Annotated in this window: 10 protein-coding genes; 2 read left to right on the plus strand and 8 right to left on the minus strand. The window is 37.8% G+C overall.

Translation table 11 applies throughout. The annotated features are described in order from the left end of the window. Window positions 1–199 precede the first annotated feature (199 nt). Complete coding sequence (locus tag AAKU52_RS13785; RefSeq protein ID WP_354334479.1) at window positions 200–841, plus strand: DUF6266 family protein; 642 nt, start codon at window positions 200–202, stop codon at window positions 839–841. Window positions 842–845: 4 nt separating this feature from the next. Here the strand turns inward: AAKU52_RS13785 and AAKU52_RS13790 are convergent, their stop codons facing one another. The 3 genes from AAKU52_RS13790 to AAKU52_RS13800 form a co-directional block, all read right to left on the minus strand. Then, window positions 846–2,984, minus strand: coding sequence for a prolyl oligopeptidase family serine peptidase (locus tag AAKU52_RS13790; RefSeq protein WP_502931032.1), 2,139 nt, complete (start codon window positions 2,982–2,984; stop codon window positions 846–848). Between the two features lie 139 nt (window positions 2,985–3,123). Then, window positions 3,124–4,749, minus strand: a complete 1,626-nt coding sequence (locus tag AAKU52_RS13795) for a RagB/SusD family nutrient uptake outer membrane protein (RefSeq protein WP_354334480.1) — start codon at window positions 4,747–4,749, stop codon at window positions 3,124–3,126. A 30-nt stretch (window positions 4,750–4,779) separates the two neighbouring features. Beyond that, window positions 4,780–8,028: a SusC/RagA family TonB-linked outer membrane protein gene (locus AAKU52_RS13800; protein WP_354334482.1), complete on the minus strand. Its 3,249-nt coding sequence runs from the start codon at window positions 8,026–8,028 to the stop codon at window positions 4,780–4,782. 495 nt (window positions 8,029–8,523) lie between these two features. On the opposite strand from AAKU52_RS13800, the gene AAKU52_RS13805 reads away from it, so the two are divergent. Continuing rightward, window positions 8,524–11,001, plus strand: a complete 2,478-nt coding sequence (locus AAKU52_RS13805) for a M1 family aminopeptidase (protein ID WP_354334484.1) — start codon at window positions 8,524–8,526, stop codon at window positions 10,999–11,001. An 86-nt stretch (window positions 11,002–11,087) separates the two neighbouring features. Here the strand turns inward: AAKU52_RS13805 and AAKU52_RS13810 are convergent, their stop codons facing one another. From AAKU52_RS13810 to cysD, 5 genes are all read right to left on the minus strand, one after another. Continuing rightward, window positions 11,088–11,885 carry an ABC transporter substrate-binding protein gene (locus tag AAKU52_RS13810; RefSeq protein WP_354334486.1) on the minus strand — a complete coding sequence of 266 codons (798 nt, stop codon included), beginning with the start codon at window positions 11,883–11,885 and terminating at the stop codon, window positions 11,088–11,090. Between the two features lie 101 nt (window positions 11,886–11,986). After that, the gene (locus AAKU52_RS13815; RefSeq protein WP_354334488.1) at window positions 11,987–13,258 is read right to left on the minus strand and encodes a glucose-1-phosphate adenylyltransferase; all 1,272 of its coding nucleotides are present in this window, start codon (window positions 13,256–13,258) and stop codon (window positions 11,987–11,989) included. 10 nt (window positions 13,259–13,268) lie between these two features. Then, the gene (locus AAKU52_RS13820) at window positions 13,269–14,675 is read right to left on the minus strand and encodes a glycogen synthase (protein WP_354334490.1); all 1,407 of its coding nucleotides are present in this window, start codon (window positions 14,673–14,675) and stop codon (window positions 13,269–13,271) included. Between the two features lie 186 nt (window positions 14,676–14,861). After that, the gene (locus AAKU52_RS13825) at window positions 14,862–16,112 is read right to left on the minus strand and encodes a sulfate adenylyltransferase subunit 1 (protein WP_354334492.1); all 1,251 of its coding nucleotides are present in this window, start codon (window positions 16,110–16,112) and stop codon (window positions 14,862–14,864) included. Then, a complete protein-coding gene (gene cysD, locus AAKU52_RS13830) occupies window positions 16,112–17,017 on the minus strand; it encodes a sulfate adenylyltransferase subunit CysD (RefSeq protein WP_354334494.1) in 906 nt (301 codons plus the stop codon). The genes AAKU52_RS13825 and cysD overlap by 1 nt, the downstream gene beginning before the upstream one ends. Window positions 17,018–17,027: the final 10 nt, after the last annotated feature.

Below are 17,027 nucleotides of genomic sequence, written 5' to 3' on the forward strand. Positions count from 1 at the left end.
CCCGCTTTTTTCTGAAAATAAAATCCAAAGAAAATAACACCTTAAACGATTTTTCAGGTCAGTAAAGTAAGTTAGAGGGAACCTGAGTGGTTACTAAAAAAGTAGTAAAAATATTATTATAGTTAATTTTATTACACTATATTTACAATAAACATTTATTGTTTTAATCAACAATTAACTAAACCTAATCAAATTAATCATGGCGAAATTAACAAACGGCATATTTGGTGGCATGACCGGAACAATAGGTAACTTGGTCTCTTACACACTCAACGGCCAACAAATTCTTAGAGGGAAAGCTGCTCCATCTAATAAGCCGGCTACAGTTAAACAATTGCATAAAAGACAGCAAATGACAGTATTATCCTCTTTTTTTAAAGGGATGTCAGACTTTCTAAAAACTGGCTTTGCACCGAGGGCTACTGGAACCCCAAAAAACTATTACAACCTGGCGGTCGAATACAATATGCCTCATGCTTTAAAAGGTGATTATCCCGATATAGCTATAGCTTATGATCACGTAATTTTGAGTAAGGGTACTTTACCAGGGGTTTTAAATCCGGCTGTAACCTGGGTTACCGAAGGATTAAAATTTACCTGGGAAAACCTTAACGGAACACATTGGCCGCATGCTGAAGATCAGGTGATGCTGCTCGCTTATAATGCCAGTAAAAACAAACATTTCTTTATTCAAAATGGCGCTAAAAGAAATAGAGGCTGGGATATTTTGGATATCCCAGCCTCTATGCAACAGGAGCAGTTTGAGCTCTATATTTCATTCGTGTCTAACGACAGAAGCGAAGTAGCAAATAGTCAATATATTGGCTCTATCAAAAGTTAAACCGTTATTTATAAGTCAAGCCCATATTATAGAATAGAAAAGCCCATTTATCGGCCACTTCTTCAATAGCCTTATCTGTTGGTTTGCCAGCACCGTGTCCGGCATTGGTTAATATACTGATCAACACTGGTGCTGGCCCTGCCTGGGTTTCCTGTAGCTTGGCCGCAAACTTAAAAGAATGTGCCGGTACCACCCTATCATCATGATCTGCGGTGTTAACCATTGTGGCAGGGTATTTTACACCCTTCTTTAAAGCATGCAAAGGCGAATAATGGTGGAGGTAGTCGAACATTTCTTTTGAATCTGCTGACGTGCCATAATCAAAACTCCATCCTGCACCTGAAGTAAATTTATGGTACCGCAGCATATCCATTACCCCTACAGCCGGGAAAGCTACTTTAAATAACTCAGGTCGTTGTGCCATTGTTGCACCAACCAACAAACCGCCATTCGAACCTCCCATAATAGCCAGGTAGTCTTTTGAAGTGTAGTTTTCAGCAATCAGATAGCTCGCTGCAGCAATAAAATCGTCAAACACATTTTGCTTTTGCAGTTTCGTTCCTGCTAGATGCCATTTTTCGCCATATTCGCCTCCACCCCGCAAATTGGGAACCGCATATACTGCTCCTTGCTCTAATAGGGCCAGTACCGACGTGCTAAAAGCAGGTGTCAAACTTATATTAAAACCACCATATCCATATAATAACGTAGGGTTCTTACCTGTTAGGGACAACCCCTTTTTGTAGGTAATGATCATTGGAACTTTAGTGCCGTCTTTTGATCTGTAAAAAATCTGTTTAGACTCATATTTTGAAGGGTCAAAATCGACCTGCGGCTTTTTATAGACTTCAGATTTACCGGTTTGGACTGAATATTTAAAGATCGTGGTTGGGTATACATAGGAAGTGAAAACAAAAAACAGTTCTTTTTCGGTTTCTTTACTGCTGAAACCTCCTGCGGTACCAATACCCGGTAATTCAATTTCATGTTCCAATACACCTTCCCTACTGTATTGCAGCACCATCGATACTGCATCCTTAATGTATTTTGCAAATATTTTTCCGCCACCTATCGATGCACTCAACACATTATTAGTTTCTTTTACCAGTTCTTTCCAGTTGTCTGTTGTAGGTTTTGCAGCATCTACAGTAACAATGCGACCGTTAGGGGCATTTAAATTCGTGAAAATATAAAGTTTACTGCCCACATTATCAATAATATCGTGATTCTTTTCAAAGTTATCGACTACTGTAACAATAGCAGAATTTGGAGTAGACAGCTCTTTAATATACAGTTCATTGCCCGAAGTGGAGTTGGCAGCAGAAATAATAAGGTAACGCTCATCTTCAGTTAAACTAACCCCAATGTAACGGCGGGGCATTTTATCTCCACCAAAAATCAATTTATCTTCTTTTTGGGAAGTACCCAATTTATGGAAATATAATTTATGGTATTGGGTTAGTCCGCTTAGTTTACTGCCTTCACTTGGCTTATCGTAGGTACTGTAATAGAAGCCTTCGTTTCCACGCCAGGCTATACCAGAAAATTTAATGTCTTTTATAGTGTCCCCTATAATGGTCTTATCATCAGCTTTCATCACCACAGCATTGGTCCAATCAGACCCGCCTTCAGATAACTGGTAAGTCAGTACACTGCCGTCTTTAGAGAAACTTATCCCTGCCAAAGAAGTGGTTGCATCTTTAGAAAAAGTGTTTGGATCAAGAAATACTTCTGCCTCTGAGTTTTCTTTTTGTCGGTAAAGTACGCTCTGATTTTGTAAACCACTATTTTTATAGAAATAAGTGTATTCTCCCTCTTTAAAGGGCTGAGAAAATTTCTCATAATTCATCAGCTTCGTTAAACGTTCTTTAATAGCACCCCGAAAAGGAATTTGTGCTAAATATTTTTGTGTGACTGCATTTTGAGCGTCCACCCAAGATTTAGTTTCTGCAGAACGATCGTCTTCCAACCAACGATAAGGATCTTGAACTATAGTACCAAAATAGGTGTCTTGTATGTTTTCTTTTTTTGTTTCAGGATAAATCATTGCTTTTTTTTGTACAGCATTGTTTTTTTGTGCCTGCACAAAAATAGGAAACATTGCGAGAAGTAAAACCAGCTGGTGTTTTAATGATGATTTCATGTGTATTGTTTTTTCTTAAGGATAATAAGCTTTAATTAGTTGCTGATGAATATACGCAAATTAGGAGATTACAAAAAAAAACACCCCACATTGTTACATGTGGGGTGTTTGATAAACAGTTTAACACAATACTGTCAATCTAATTTGGATATCCTGGGTTTTGAGGTGTAAGTTTAGGATTGTTCTGCAATTCTGCTCTAGGGATAGGAAATAACAAATGTTTCTCCTGCAAAGGCTGATTAGAACTTTTATTGATATGTCCTACAAAATTATCAAATCCATTAGTGGTTTCGTTATACACTTTTCTTAAGCGCACCATGTCAAACCAGGTAATCTGCTCGTAGCAGAGCTCATGCCAGCGTTCTCTCCACACCGCTTCACGGAAGGTAGATTGATTATAAGTACCTATCGCTGGTGTTACCAGTTGGGCACGGTCTCTAATCCGTTTAAAAGCGTTATAGGCTTCTGTTTTCGGGGCACCTAACTCATTTTGAGCCTCTGCATAAGTTAATAAAACTTCTGCAAAACGAATCATAGGCAAGTTCAGGTTGTTATTACGACTACCTTTTACGCCAGAAGTACCATTTGCGGTAACGTTGAAGTGCTTAAAAATATAAGGCGCTCCTAACTGAAACAATGCACCATCACCATTTGTAAAATAACTGGTATAGAAATAACCTTCTCTATCTTTTGCACGAAGATCACCTGTTTCATAAGATTTATAAAATTGTGAGGTTGGCACTGTACTTCCTGTACCAGAAGCACCATTAAAAGTAACTGGTTTAAAGTTAGGATACATGTTATCCATAGGGTTACCAGCAACTAATGCATTGTATTGCAACATAAAAATATGCTCTTTCTCATTTTTCAAACTTTCCTGGTGTACTTCACCATAAGTTGGAAAAAGATTAATAATCGTAGGATTACTGTTTGCATAAGTAATAACTTCATTGGCTTTATCGGCGGCCAGTTTGTAATGCGAAGCACCTTTATTTAAAGGTTGTCCAGCCATGGCCAGGTATACAATTGCCATTTCAGATTTCACTGCAGCCAAGGAAACTCTTCCAGTTTTATCCATCCATGGTAAACCCGCAGCTTCAGCAGCTGTTAAATCTGCAATAATTAGCTTATACACCTCTTCTTTTGAAGCACGTGGAGGGAAAAAATCTTCAGAAAGTGCAGTTTGAGGTTTAGTGATAATAGGCACATCACCCCATAACCTTACGGCATAAAAGTAGGCCCAGGCACGCAAAAAATAGGCTTGTCCTAAAACACGTTTCTTTTGCGCTTCGTCCATTGGCGTAATTGCAGGTACTTTATCTAAAACCAAATTGGCTTGAGAAATCACCTTATATACACCATTCCACCAATTAACTACATGCCCGGTATTACCATCATAAATTAACCCATATAAGTTATTAAGATCAGAGTTTTGAGCCGTCTCTGTAGTAGAAGTTCCGGTAACAGCTTCTAATAATTGCCAGTTGGAAGCAAAAATACCTGCACCATCGCCAACAAACCTGGCATCTGCATATACAGAAGCTACTGCAGCTTCAGCATGTTCTGGTATGGTATAAAAACTTTCTGGTGTTAAATTGGAGGGATCTTTTTCGTCTAAAAACTTTTTACACCCAGATCCAAGCAAGAGTAATCCAAAGAGGAATAAGCCGCTTATATTTTTTATCATGTTTATTTTCATCTGTTTATTTTTGAAATTAATGGTTAAGAAGCGATCATCAGCTAATCTATATTCATTTATTTTCATTGATTATCAAGCTGTTTAATTGAAGTTAAATTAAAGGCTCACATTCAAACCAAGCATAAAAATAGTTGGCTTTGGATAGCTATGCCAGTTCATTCCCTGAGAGAATACGTTATTACCGTCGCCAGCATATCCACCAGTAGGCGTTGTTTCAGGATCGCCCTGAAGCTCCTTATGAGTAATCAAGAAAAGATTTTGTGCAGATACATACACCCTAAATCTGCTCAATTTCATTTTTTGAGCTAAATCATTAGCAAGCGTATAGCCTAACAATATATTCCTGCCACGTATAAACGACGCATCTTTAATCCAGTGTGTATCTACATTGGTTACATAGCCTGCACGTGTATCACGTATTTCTGCTATTGGGGTATTCTGATTTTGTGGTGTCCATGCATTCAGTACCGTTGCGTAACTATTGGCAAGGGATACCCTGTCTTCACTCGAATGGGAAGTCATGTCCAATACGTCATTACCGACTGAGTATTGAAGTTCAAGGGTTAAATCAAGGTTTTTATAACGAAAAGTATTCGATAAAGAACCCCAGGCATCAGGACTACCATTACCAATAATTGACCTGTCAGCATCATTGATAGCATAATCGCCATTTACATCAAGGTATTTTATATCACCCGGCAAGATTGTTTTACCATTACGGTAACTCACAAACTTCGCAGCTTCAGCTCTTTCAGCTTCAGACCATACACCCAAACGGGTAAGTCCCCAAAATGAACCAGCCTCTTCTCCAATACGGATTATATTGGTTGGGTTGGTGAAATTAGGTCCACCAATACCAAAAATATCTGCCGGAGTAGCCAGAGAAAGAATCTTATTTTTATTCATTGAAATGTTAAATGTAGTATTCCATGAGAAATTTTCAGATTCTATGTTTTTAGTATTGATACCAATTTCTAAACCTTTGTTTTCCATTGACCCGATATTTTTTCTAATGGTTGCATAGCCACTGGTACGTGGTACTGGTGCATCCAAAAGCATATCTGTCGTTTTCCGGTAATAGATATCAGCTTCTAGGGAAACTTTTCCTCCAAATAACCCAAGTTCTAAACCAAGGTCACTTTGAGTTGTTTTTTCCCATTTCAAATCCGCATTTGCAAGTCTGTTGATACCCGTACCAACAACCCTGGTATCATTAAATACTGTTGCATAATTAGAACTTAACAAAGATAAAGAAGAATAAGGAGGTATTTCTGAGTTACCGGTAACACCGAAACTGGCACGAAGTTTTAAATTAGAAATAACAGACTTATCTTTTAAGAAGTCTTCTTCAGAAACCTTCCAGGCTACAGCAGCAGAAGGGAAAAAAGCGAATTTATTGTTTTCTCCGAACTTAGATGAACCATCTGCACGACCAGTGGCCGTGAACAAATATTTATCTTTCAGGCTATAATTGATCCTACCAAAATAAGAATTAAGCGATTGTCTGGTTTTATTAGATCCTACCTGCGGATTCAAACTACCAGCACCTAAATTATTATACTCAAAATAATCAGTAGCAAAACCTCTAACAACCGCACTCATGTTATTGAAATTGCTTTCTTGCCAAGAGATACCTGCTAATGCCGTAAAAGCATGTATATCATTAATGGTTTTGTTATAGGTCAGGAAATTCTCTATAGACCAGAATATTTCTTTTCTATTACGAGCGGCAGCATATCCCTGGTCAGAAATATTTAAAGTACGACTACTGAATTCATTATTCTCTTGCGAAATAACATTGGCACCTACAATGGTCTTCATGTCCAAACCTTTTGCAAAGGTGATGTTTGAATATAAACTACCAAGGGTTGTTTGAGTACCTAATTTATATTTGGTATCCTCCAAACGGTGAACCACATTAAAACGACCTTCAGCATTAGGGTAATCTCTATTGTCTGCAAAGATTCCGTTATCATACCTTACTGGCAAAAATGGGAAATCCTCCACAATACTACGAGCTACCTGATCACTTTGATCTACTAAGTTCTCATCCTGTTGAGTGTAACTTAATGTACCCCCTACTTTCAACCAACTTTTTATTTGGTCATCTATCGTAAATCTAGCCGAATAACGTTTCAGGTAAGATGTTTTAACTAAACCCTGATCATCACGATACCCTACAGAAAAGGAATAATTAGTGCGTTCGTTACCGCCACTAAAACCTAACTGATGATTTTGGGATAATTTGTTTTGGGTTGCTTCTTTAAGCCAGTCTGTATCATAATAAGGGTTACCGCTGCTGTCAAACAACCTTTTGTCGGTTCTAGCCAGCGCCGGATTTCTTGAAACATACTTCCCTGCAGCCCATCCATCAGGATCATATTTTTGCATGTTTTTGTAAGCCAGGTCTTCCACAGCAAGAAACTCTTTCGCATTTAATACTTTTGGATAATTTGGACCTACTGTAGGCACACTAAAATCGACATTATAGCTTACCTTTCCTTCACCGGATACGCCACGTTTAGTTGTAATCAGAATTACACCGTTTGCACCCCTTGAACCATAAATAGCTGTAGATGAGGCGTCTTTTAATACCTCTACCGAAATAATATCGTTTGGATTGATATAATCGATGGCCTGGCTTGCCTGGGCTTGATTACCTGTTGGCAATTGTACCCCATCAACAACATATAAAGGATTGTTGGAAGAGTTAATAGAACTAAAACCACGTATTCTTACGTTAGCCCTTCCTCCTGGTCTTCCAGAATTGCTGTTTACCTGAACACCTGATATTCTGCCTGTTAAAGCTTGGTTCAATGAAGCAGCTGGGCGCTCCTGAAGTTGTGCTTCTTTAACAGAACCTACTGCACCAGTAAGGTCAGACCTTTTTGCAGTACCATAACCAATTACAACAACCTCGCTCAATGCTTGGTCATCGGTTTTAAGCTGTACATTAATTGTGGTTTGACTGCCGACAGTAACTTCTTTTGTAAGGAATCCTGTAAAACTAAAAACAAGCACAGCGGATTGCGAAGGTACGTTTAAAGAAAAGTTTCCATTGCCATCGGTAACAGCGCCTCCAGGAAGACCTTTAATTTTAACAGATGCACCCTGCAAGGGTTGACCTGTATCATCTTTGACCGTACCCCTAATTTGGATATCTCGGTCTGGCACGGTTGTGCCTGGGTACAGGTTTAAGTTTTTACCGGCCTCGGTATAATTAGAACCTGGCGCCGCAAAAACTGTACTGGTAACAAGGGTTAAACAAAAAAAGCCCTGGCATAATAAAATTCCAGCTTTTTTCTCAAACCCGAGCCTAGGAAAGTAGGTAAATCGTTTTTTCATAATGAATGGATTTATATTGGTTAATTGTGTTAAGTAAATTTGCTAAGAAAAAAACAAACAAACAATAGTTGTGTAAAATAAATGTTACTTTTATTTTACATACGTTTTAAAACATTTTCATGAGCTAAAATCAGATTCAAAATCCTTTAATAGGAAGCTTAAGTTTTCTTCGTAAAAACCATTGACTAAAAGTAGATAGAAACCTATTCACAAATCTTTTCCAAAAAATAAGGCCGGCCTTATCTAAAACACCGACCTTATTACAATAACTTTTTTTTATTAATGATGACTTAACTGGTGCACTTCAATATCATCGCTGATTGTACCTTTAAGATAAACGGTATAAATTTTATCAGCCAAAAGCGCCCTTAGCTTATAATTAACTATGCCGTTTTAATACTTTCATTTAGAAAAATAAAAAATAAAGCGTTTTATTTACTTTATAAAGTAGATTCTGTATTTTTAAGATTTTTATTAAACTATTGAGCTCAACAGATGAAATCCATATTTAAAAAATCAGCTTATGCATGCCTGGTATTTGTGCTCGGTGTCAATAACCTTAGTGCGCAACAGGAAAAACCTGCACCACAAAAGGAAAATTCAGTTTACCGCGCTTCGGCTACTAAAATCAATGCTTTAGTACATACCAAGCTGGATGTAAAATTCGATTATGCAAAAAGACAACTTTTGGGTAAAGAATGGGTAACACTTAAACCCTTTGCTTATCCAACAGATTCTTTAACGCTGGATGCAAAAGGCATGGATATTAAAACCATTGCATTAGTAAATGGTAAAGTGCTTCAAAAACTAAAATACACCTACGATGAGGAACAAATCCATATCCAATTAGGTAAGAAGTTTCTGCCTGGTCAGACTTATACCGTTTTTATAGCATATACCGCTAAACCGGAAGAACTAAAAGTGAAAGGTAGTGCCGCAATTACAGATGCTAAGGGCTTATATTTTATTAACCCCGACAGTGCCATTGCCCGAAAACCTGTACAAATCTGGACACAGGGAGAAACTGAGGCTTCTTCTGCCTGGTTCCCCACCATAGACCGTACCAATCAGAAAACAACTTCAGAAATTAGCCTTACTGTACCGTCTAAATATGTTACCCTTTCTAATGGAAAACTGGTTACTCAATTAAAAAACAACAACGGAACTCGAACGGATACCTGGAAAATGGACCTGCCTCATGCGCCATATTTATTTATGATGGCTGTTGGAGATTTTAAAATCTACAAAGATAAATGGAAAGATAAGGAGGTTAATTATTACCTGGAACCCGCTTATGCACCTTATGCAAAAGAGATTTTTGGAACTACGCCTGAAATGATCAGCTTTTTCTCTAAAATACTGAACTTTGATTACCCATGGAACAAATACAGCCAGATTGTAGTTCGTGATTATGTAAGTGGTGCTATGGAAAATACCACCGCTACTTTACATGGCGAATATGTACAACGTACACCCAGGGAAATGTTGGATGAGTATTTTGGTCAGGCAGAAAGTACTATTGCCCATGAACTTTTCCACCAGTGGTTTGGTGATTATGTTACGGCAGAAAGTTGGAGCAATTTAACTGTAAATGAATCCTTTGCTAACTATAGCGAGTATTTATGGGCTGAACACAAATATGGAAAGGAAGTTGCCGAAGCGCATAATTATGACGACATGGCTAATTATCTTGGTTCGAAAAATGATGCCCTTAAAAATCTGGTCCGCTTCCACTATACTGATAAAGAGGATGTTTTTGATTTGGTTTCTTACCAAAAAGGCGGACGTATTTTACACATGATGCGCAACTTTTTAGGTGATAATATATTCTTTAAAGGCTTAAACCTTTATTTAAAACAAAATGCCTTTAAAACTGGTGAGGCTCATCAATTACGCCTGGCTATGGAAGAGACTAGTGGAAAGGACTTAAACTGGTTCTTTAACCAATGGTATTTCAATGCCGGTCATCCAAAGTTAACTATTGATTACACTTGGGATGAGGCTTCGAAATCGCAAAAAGTCACCATAAAACAAACTCAGGGTGGAGAACCTTTTACCTTACCCATGGCTATAGAAATTTATGCGGGAGGCCAGAAACAACGCCACCTGGTTACTTTAAATGATGCCGAACAAACCTACACTTTTAAAAGTACGGTGAAACCAGACCTAATTAATGTGGATGCTGATAAGACTTTATTAGCGGAGAAAACAGACAATAAATCTTTAAAAGAATATTCTTTTCAATATGCGAATGCACCACTATACTTAGATAGATTAGAGGCCATTCAGGCAGCAGCAAAGAACCAAAAAGACACTGACGCTGTTAAGATTTTAACAGCTGCATTGAACGATAAATTCCATAGACTAAGGCTTAACACGCTAAAAGAAATAGATTTAAGTCAGCCGGAACTGGCTAAAACAACACTTCCAATCATTCAAAAATTAGCTGCAAGTGATCCAAACACTCTGGTTAGGGCACAGGCTATTTCTGCCTTGGCTGTAAACAACAATCCTGCCGATCTTCCTCTGTTTAAAAAAGCTTTAGAAAGTAATTCTTATGCCGTACAGGGTGCAGCATTAATCGCTTTATCGCTACAGCAACCTCAGGATGCTTTGGCTACGGCAAAAACTTTTGAAAAAGACAATAGAAAAGCACTGACTGAAGCAATGGTGAATGTTTATTCCAAATTTGGAACTGAAAATGAATTGCCTTTTATTACTGAAAAGTTTTCATCATTAGGTACGCAGGAACAAATACAAGTTATTCCTGCGTACATGAATATTTTAGGAAAGATAAAAGACATTGATGCCATAAAAAAAGGTGTTGATGCTGTAAAGGCGATTGGCTTGAAATATAAAACTTATGGTGCAAATACTTTCGTTACCAATTTTCTGGTGAAACTGAAACAGCAGAAGCAAAACGACCAGGCGAGTTTAACCTATATTGAAGCGGCAATTGTCGAACTAAAATAAAAGAAATTCGCATCAAAAAGTGGCCATTTTGCAACTGAGTTATCAGTTACAAAATGGCCACTTTGTTTTATAAATATACTGAAGTCTTATAGTTCTTTTTGAAGTTGAAAAAGATATTGTACGGCTTTTACCAGTCTACTGCCATACCAGGAAAACATTTCTCCGTCAACTAACCTTACTGATGCTTTTGGAAAGGTGGTTTGAAGATCCTTTACATGCTTTTCATTAAAAGGATAGGGCTCTGTCGACAGGAAGATTACATCGGGTTGCAACTGCTTTAATTCTTGTAACTCCATAACTGGGTAACGGGAAGATTTCACCACATTATGTAGTCCGTTAAGCGCTAAAATATGGTTAATAAAAGTATCCTGACCAGCAAGCATATAAGGACTACGCCAAATCAAATAGGCTACTTTTTTACTGATGTTATTTTGTAGGGCTAATGCTTGAAGGTCATTGAATCCGGCATTTATGAGGTAGTTTAAATAGGCCGATTCGGGTTGCCTGTCTACAAGTTCGCCTATTTGCTTTATGGCTTTCTTGGCATCTTCAAGGTTATAAATATCGCTCATCCAAACCGGAAATTCCTGCATGAGCTCTTCAATTTGCCCCTGCTCATTCTCTTCCTTGTTGCCAATTATCAAATCTGGCTTTAAACTCCGGATCAATTCGAGATTTAAATTCTTGGTACCCCCTATCTTAGTTCTTTCTTTATATTTTCCAATAGGATGTATGCAAAACTTAGTCAATCCAATGATTTCTTGATCTAACCCAAGATCAAATAGCAACTCAGTTTGTGAGGGTACCAAAGAAATAATCCTTTTTGGTGGATAATTGAACTTAACCTCCCTGTTCAGCTGATCGGTAAACGCTTTTTGCATCATACAAAGATAGTAATCACTAGCGTTCTATAAGGGAAAATGTTTCGGGTAACGGCTTAACCATTGCCCAAAACATTTGAAGTAAGTATATTGGAGTATTATTTCTAAATTACGGTGCCGTCGGGAATAGTTGCGCCCTTTTTAATGACTACAATACCATCTTTAACGGCATAAGTACCAAAATCGCCATCAGCCAAATGCAGGCCACCTTCAATCCGAACATCGTTACCCACTTTACAATTCTTATCTAAAATAGCATTTAGAATAAAACATCTTTCACCAACACCAATCAGCGGGCGACCAAGATCTTTTTCAGATTGTATCTCTATGAGTGTTTGGTACCTGTCGTTACCCATAATATAGGCATTTTCAATTTTTGTGCCTTGTCCGATTCTTGAACGAATGCCAATTACAGCGTGTTTAATATCATCCGCCTGCAAAATACAACCTTCAGCAATCACTGTTTTATGCATAGTGGTTCCTAGAATTTTAGATGGAGGAAGCATCCGTGGGCGGGTGAAAATACTGTGGTGGCTATCAAATAGATTAAACTTTGGTATTTCATCGGTAAGGCCAAGGTTAGCTTCAAAGAAGGAAGATATATTTCCTATATCAGTCCAATAGCCTTCATATTGAAAACTACAAACTTTATAACGCTGAATTACCCTTGGGATAATTTCCTTACCAAAGTCTTTTTCATCTGCATTCTCCGCAAATATTTTAATGAGCAGGTCTTTATTAAAAAGGTAAATCCCCATTGATGCAAGGTAGTTGCGACCTTCAGCCTGCATCGCTTCTCCGGTATCAGACGACCAATCTTTAAGAAGTTCGGTATTTGGCTTCTCAATAAAGGAGGTGATCAGCTGCTCTTCATTGGCTTTAAGAATACCAAAGTCTGTGGCGTCTTTTGCGGTTACAGGAATCGTTGCTAAAGTAATTTCTGCGCCACCGTCGATGTGTGCATTGATCATCTCATTAAAATCCATCTGGTAGAGCTGATCACCAGAAAGTATCAATACGTATTCAAATTCATGGTTTAGCAGGTGATGCATAGTTTGTCTAACTGCATCTGCTGTACCCTGAAACCAGGTAGGATTATCTGGAGTTTGCTCAGCTGCCAGGATATCCACAAAGGCATCACTGAAGTGACTGAAATGATAGGTATTCTTAATGTGTTTGTTTAAGGAAGCCGAATTAAACTGTGTCAAAACAAACATGCGGTGTATGCCTGAATTTAAACAATTGGATATCGGAATATCCACTAAACGATATTTTCCAGCGATAGGTACAGCTGGTTTGGAGCGTGTTTGAGTGAGCGGAGATAATCTAGATCCCTGGCCACCGCCAAGGATTACTCCTAATACTTTTTCAGTCATATCTATTTTTTTACATTTGGTATAAGTCAATATATTCTTGTGCGGCTTTATCCCAGGAATGATCTATTTGCATCATCATTTTCCGTATTTCTTTAATGCGTTTAGTATCTTGGAAATACTCATAAGCCCTTCCAATGGCATGGCCTACATCCCATACACTCGTTTGATCATGGCAAATTCCAAATCCTCCATCACCTATGTCTACAACGGTATCTTTTAATCCTCCAATTCTCCTCACAATTGGAATGGTACCATAACGAAGGGCATATAATTGATTTAAACCACAGGGTTCTACCCTGGAAGGCATGAGTAAAAAATCTGCACCTGCATATATTTGATGCGACAATTGTTCATTGTACCCTATATAAGCATTGTAATAATCAGGGAAAGTTTCTTTTAAATGCATTAACTGGCCTTCTACCTGTGGATCCCCAGAGCCTAATACCAATATATTAATTGCTCCAGGTGACTGATGTAATGCATTATAAAAAATATCAGGTAATAAATCTGCGCCCTTTTCCCCAACCAAACGCCCAATAAAAGTAAATAAAGGCTTTGTAGGATCTAAGTTAAAAACACGACAAAGAGCATCTTTGTTTGCACTTTTTCCTTTTTCAACAGTTTTTATGGTGAATTTCTTACTAAGCATAGGATCCTTAGCTGGGTTCCATACCTCATTATCTATTCCATTAAGGATTCCAAATGATTTTCCACGTTCTTGTGCCAGTAAATCTTCCAGCCCATTTGCCTTAAAACTAATCTCATCAAGGTAACTAGGTGAAACTGTAGATATTCTCCAGGAACATTTAATAGCAGCAGCAAGTGGATTGATTGAACCCTTCCAATCTAGTTGACCAGACTTCCAAGTATCGAATGCAGGTATATAATTTAATTTATCCCAGCCGAATTGCCCCTGGTATTGGGCATTGTGTATGGTAAGTACCGTAGGAACAGCTCTTAAAAACCTATACCTTAAACAATTAGACATCATAAAAGGAATTAACCCTGTATGGTGATCATGACAATGGACTACATCTGGCAAATGTTGCCACTGCGCTATCCAATCTAATATTGCAATTTGAAAGGCAAGAAAACGTTCGGTATCGTCGGCATAACCATAAACCTGTGGCCTGTCTGTAAAATTGGCAATATGTACCAGATAGAGGTCGAACCCTAGTTTATTAGTTTTCTCTCTGAATATCCGGACGGTGAAATCCTGGAAGCCTAATTTACCCCATCCATCATAAACAACTTCAAATTCATTTTCATGCATAAAACGGGTATCATAAGCCGGCATCACTACCTTGGCAATATGACCCAGTTTATTTTGATACTTAGGTAAAGCGCCAACCACATCACCTAATCCTCCTACTTTTGCTACCGGGTAACATTCTGCACTAACATGTATAATCTCCATACTTCAATGATACAAAAAATCAACTTAAAGTAGGTATTATTTAGTTATAAATAACAAATAAAGTAATTAAGAAGTAACTTAATTACTTTATTTCTATAAGCGCAATACTTGTCTATTTGATAATAAGGCTTTACGGGCAATTAGAGCACTACATAATATTATTACCCGGTAGAAAAATTTAAAATATTATTCCACTACAGCCCTAAACATCAATGCCGCAACCGTTAAATTAGTCCTGCTATCTATCAATATTGCTGAGCCATTAGCTTTATTTTCTGCATAAAAATCAAAAGGTAATACTTCAGCCGTTTTTACTACAACCCTGCCAATTTCATTTAAAGAGAAATCAGAGGCATCCTTTTTCTCTAATGTGTTAATATCAACTTTAAAAATAATTTCGTTAATGCGGCACTTAGATACTTTACTATTATGCTGTATAAGATAAGTAATGTTTTCATCAAGCGGATTCTTATCCATCCAGCAAATATCTGCCTCAATCAATTGAGAGCTCTGGGCAATATGGTTTGAATTAACCAGCATATCCCCTCTGCTGATATCGATATTGTCTTTAAGGTGTATAGTGACAGACATGCCAGCATGCGCTTCGTTTGGGGTTTTATCAAAAAGCTCTATTCTTTCAACTACTGAATGAGCACCTGAAGGTAAAACGGTTACATGGTCATTGACCTTAAAAGAACCACTTAATATTCTACCTGCATAACCACGATAATCATGCAAAGCATCAGTTTGAGGCCTGATAACCCATTGTACCGGCATTCTCGCAAATTCTGATTTTGCACCATCATCTACTTCTACAGTTTCAAGAAAATGGAGCAGACTTTCGCCTTTATACCATTCCATATTTTGAGATGCATGTACAATATTATCACCTTTTAAAGCACTTACTGGAATAAAAGTTACCTGTTGCAAGTTTAGCTGACTGGCGAGCACAGCATATTTATCGGTAATTGTTTTATAGACTTCTTCACTATACTCCACCATGTCCATTTTATTCAAACAAACAACAATGTTAGTGATGCCTAACAATGAAACCAGGTAAGAATGCCTCACCGTTTGTTCTACAACTCCATTTCTTGCGTCCACTAAAATAATTGCCAGATTTGCTGTAGATGCGCCAGTTACCATATTTCTGGTATATTGAATATGACCAGGTGTATCTGCAATAATGAATTTACGTTTTTCCGTTTGAAAATACTTATAAGCTACATCAATAGTAATTCCTTGTTCTCTTTCTGCCCTTAATCCATCTGTTAAAATAGCCAGGTCAATTGTACCATCATCATTTTTACGGTTTGATTGCTGTAAAGCTTCCAGTTGATCTGAAAGTATAGAATCGGTATCATATAATAAACGGCCAATTAAAGTGCTTTTTCCATCGTCAACACTTCCTGCTGTAAAAAATTTCAATATATTCATTAAAAATACCCTCCTTTTTTGCGGTCTTCCATTGCTGCTTCCGATACTTTATCGTCCAATCTGGCTCCGCGTTCACTAATTTTTGATTGACTAATTTCTTCAATGATGTCATCAAGTTCAATGGCATCAGAAGCAATTGCTGCCGTACAACTCATATCACCTACTGTACGGAAACGCACCATTTTCCGTTCAACAACATCTTCCTCATCCATATTTAGAAAAGGAGATGCAGCCATCAATTGTCCATTGCGGGTTATGCAATCCCTTTCATGTGCAAAATAGATAGAAGGTAATGCCATTTTCTCTCGTCTAATGTAGTTCCAGACATCAAGTTCCGTCCAGTTACTAATCGGAAATACACGTACATTTTCACCTTTATGGATTCTGCCGTTATAAATATTCCAAAGTTCGGGTCTCTGGCGTTTCGGATCCCATTGTCCAAATTCATCGCGAACAGAAAAAATTCTTTCTTTCGCACGTGCTTTTTCCTCATCTCTTCTGGCTCCACCAATGCAAGCATCAAAGCCATATTGAGCAATTGTATCTAACAAAGTTACAGTTTGAAGAGAATTACGGCTGGCATTTTTTCCCCTCTGTTCTATTGCTTTACCCTGATCTATTGATTCCTGTACATACCCTACAATTAACTTTTCACCTAGGCGCTCGACCATCTGGTCACGAAAATCAATGGTTTCCTGGAAGTTATGCCCTGTATCAATGTGAACCAGTGGAAAAGGGAATTTCCCTGGCCGAAATGCTTTTTCAGCAAGTCTTACCAGAGTAATGGAATCTTTACCTCCAGAAAATAATAAAGCGGGTTTTTCAAACTGACCAGCCACTTCACGTAAAATGTGAATGGCCTCCGCTTCTAACTCATCTAAATAATTTAAATTATCCTTACTCATATATTTTAAA

The organism is Pedobacter sp. CG_S7, assembly GCF_040544395.1.
Lineage (GTDB): Bacteria > Bacteroidota > Bacteroidia > Sphingobacteriales > Sphingobacteriaceae > Pedobacter.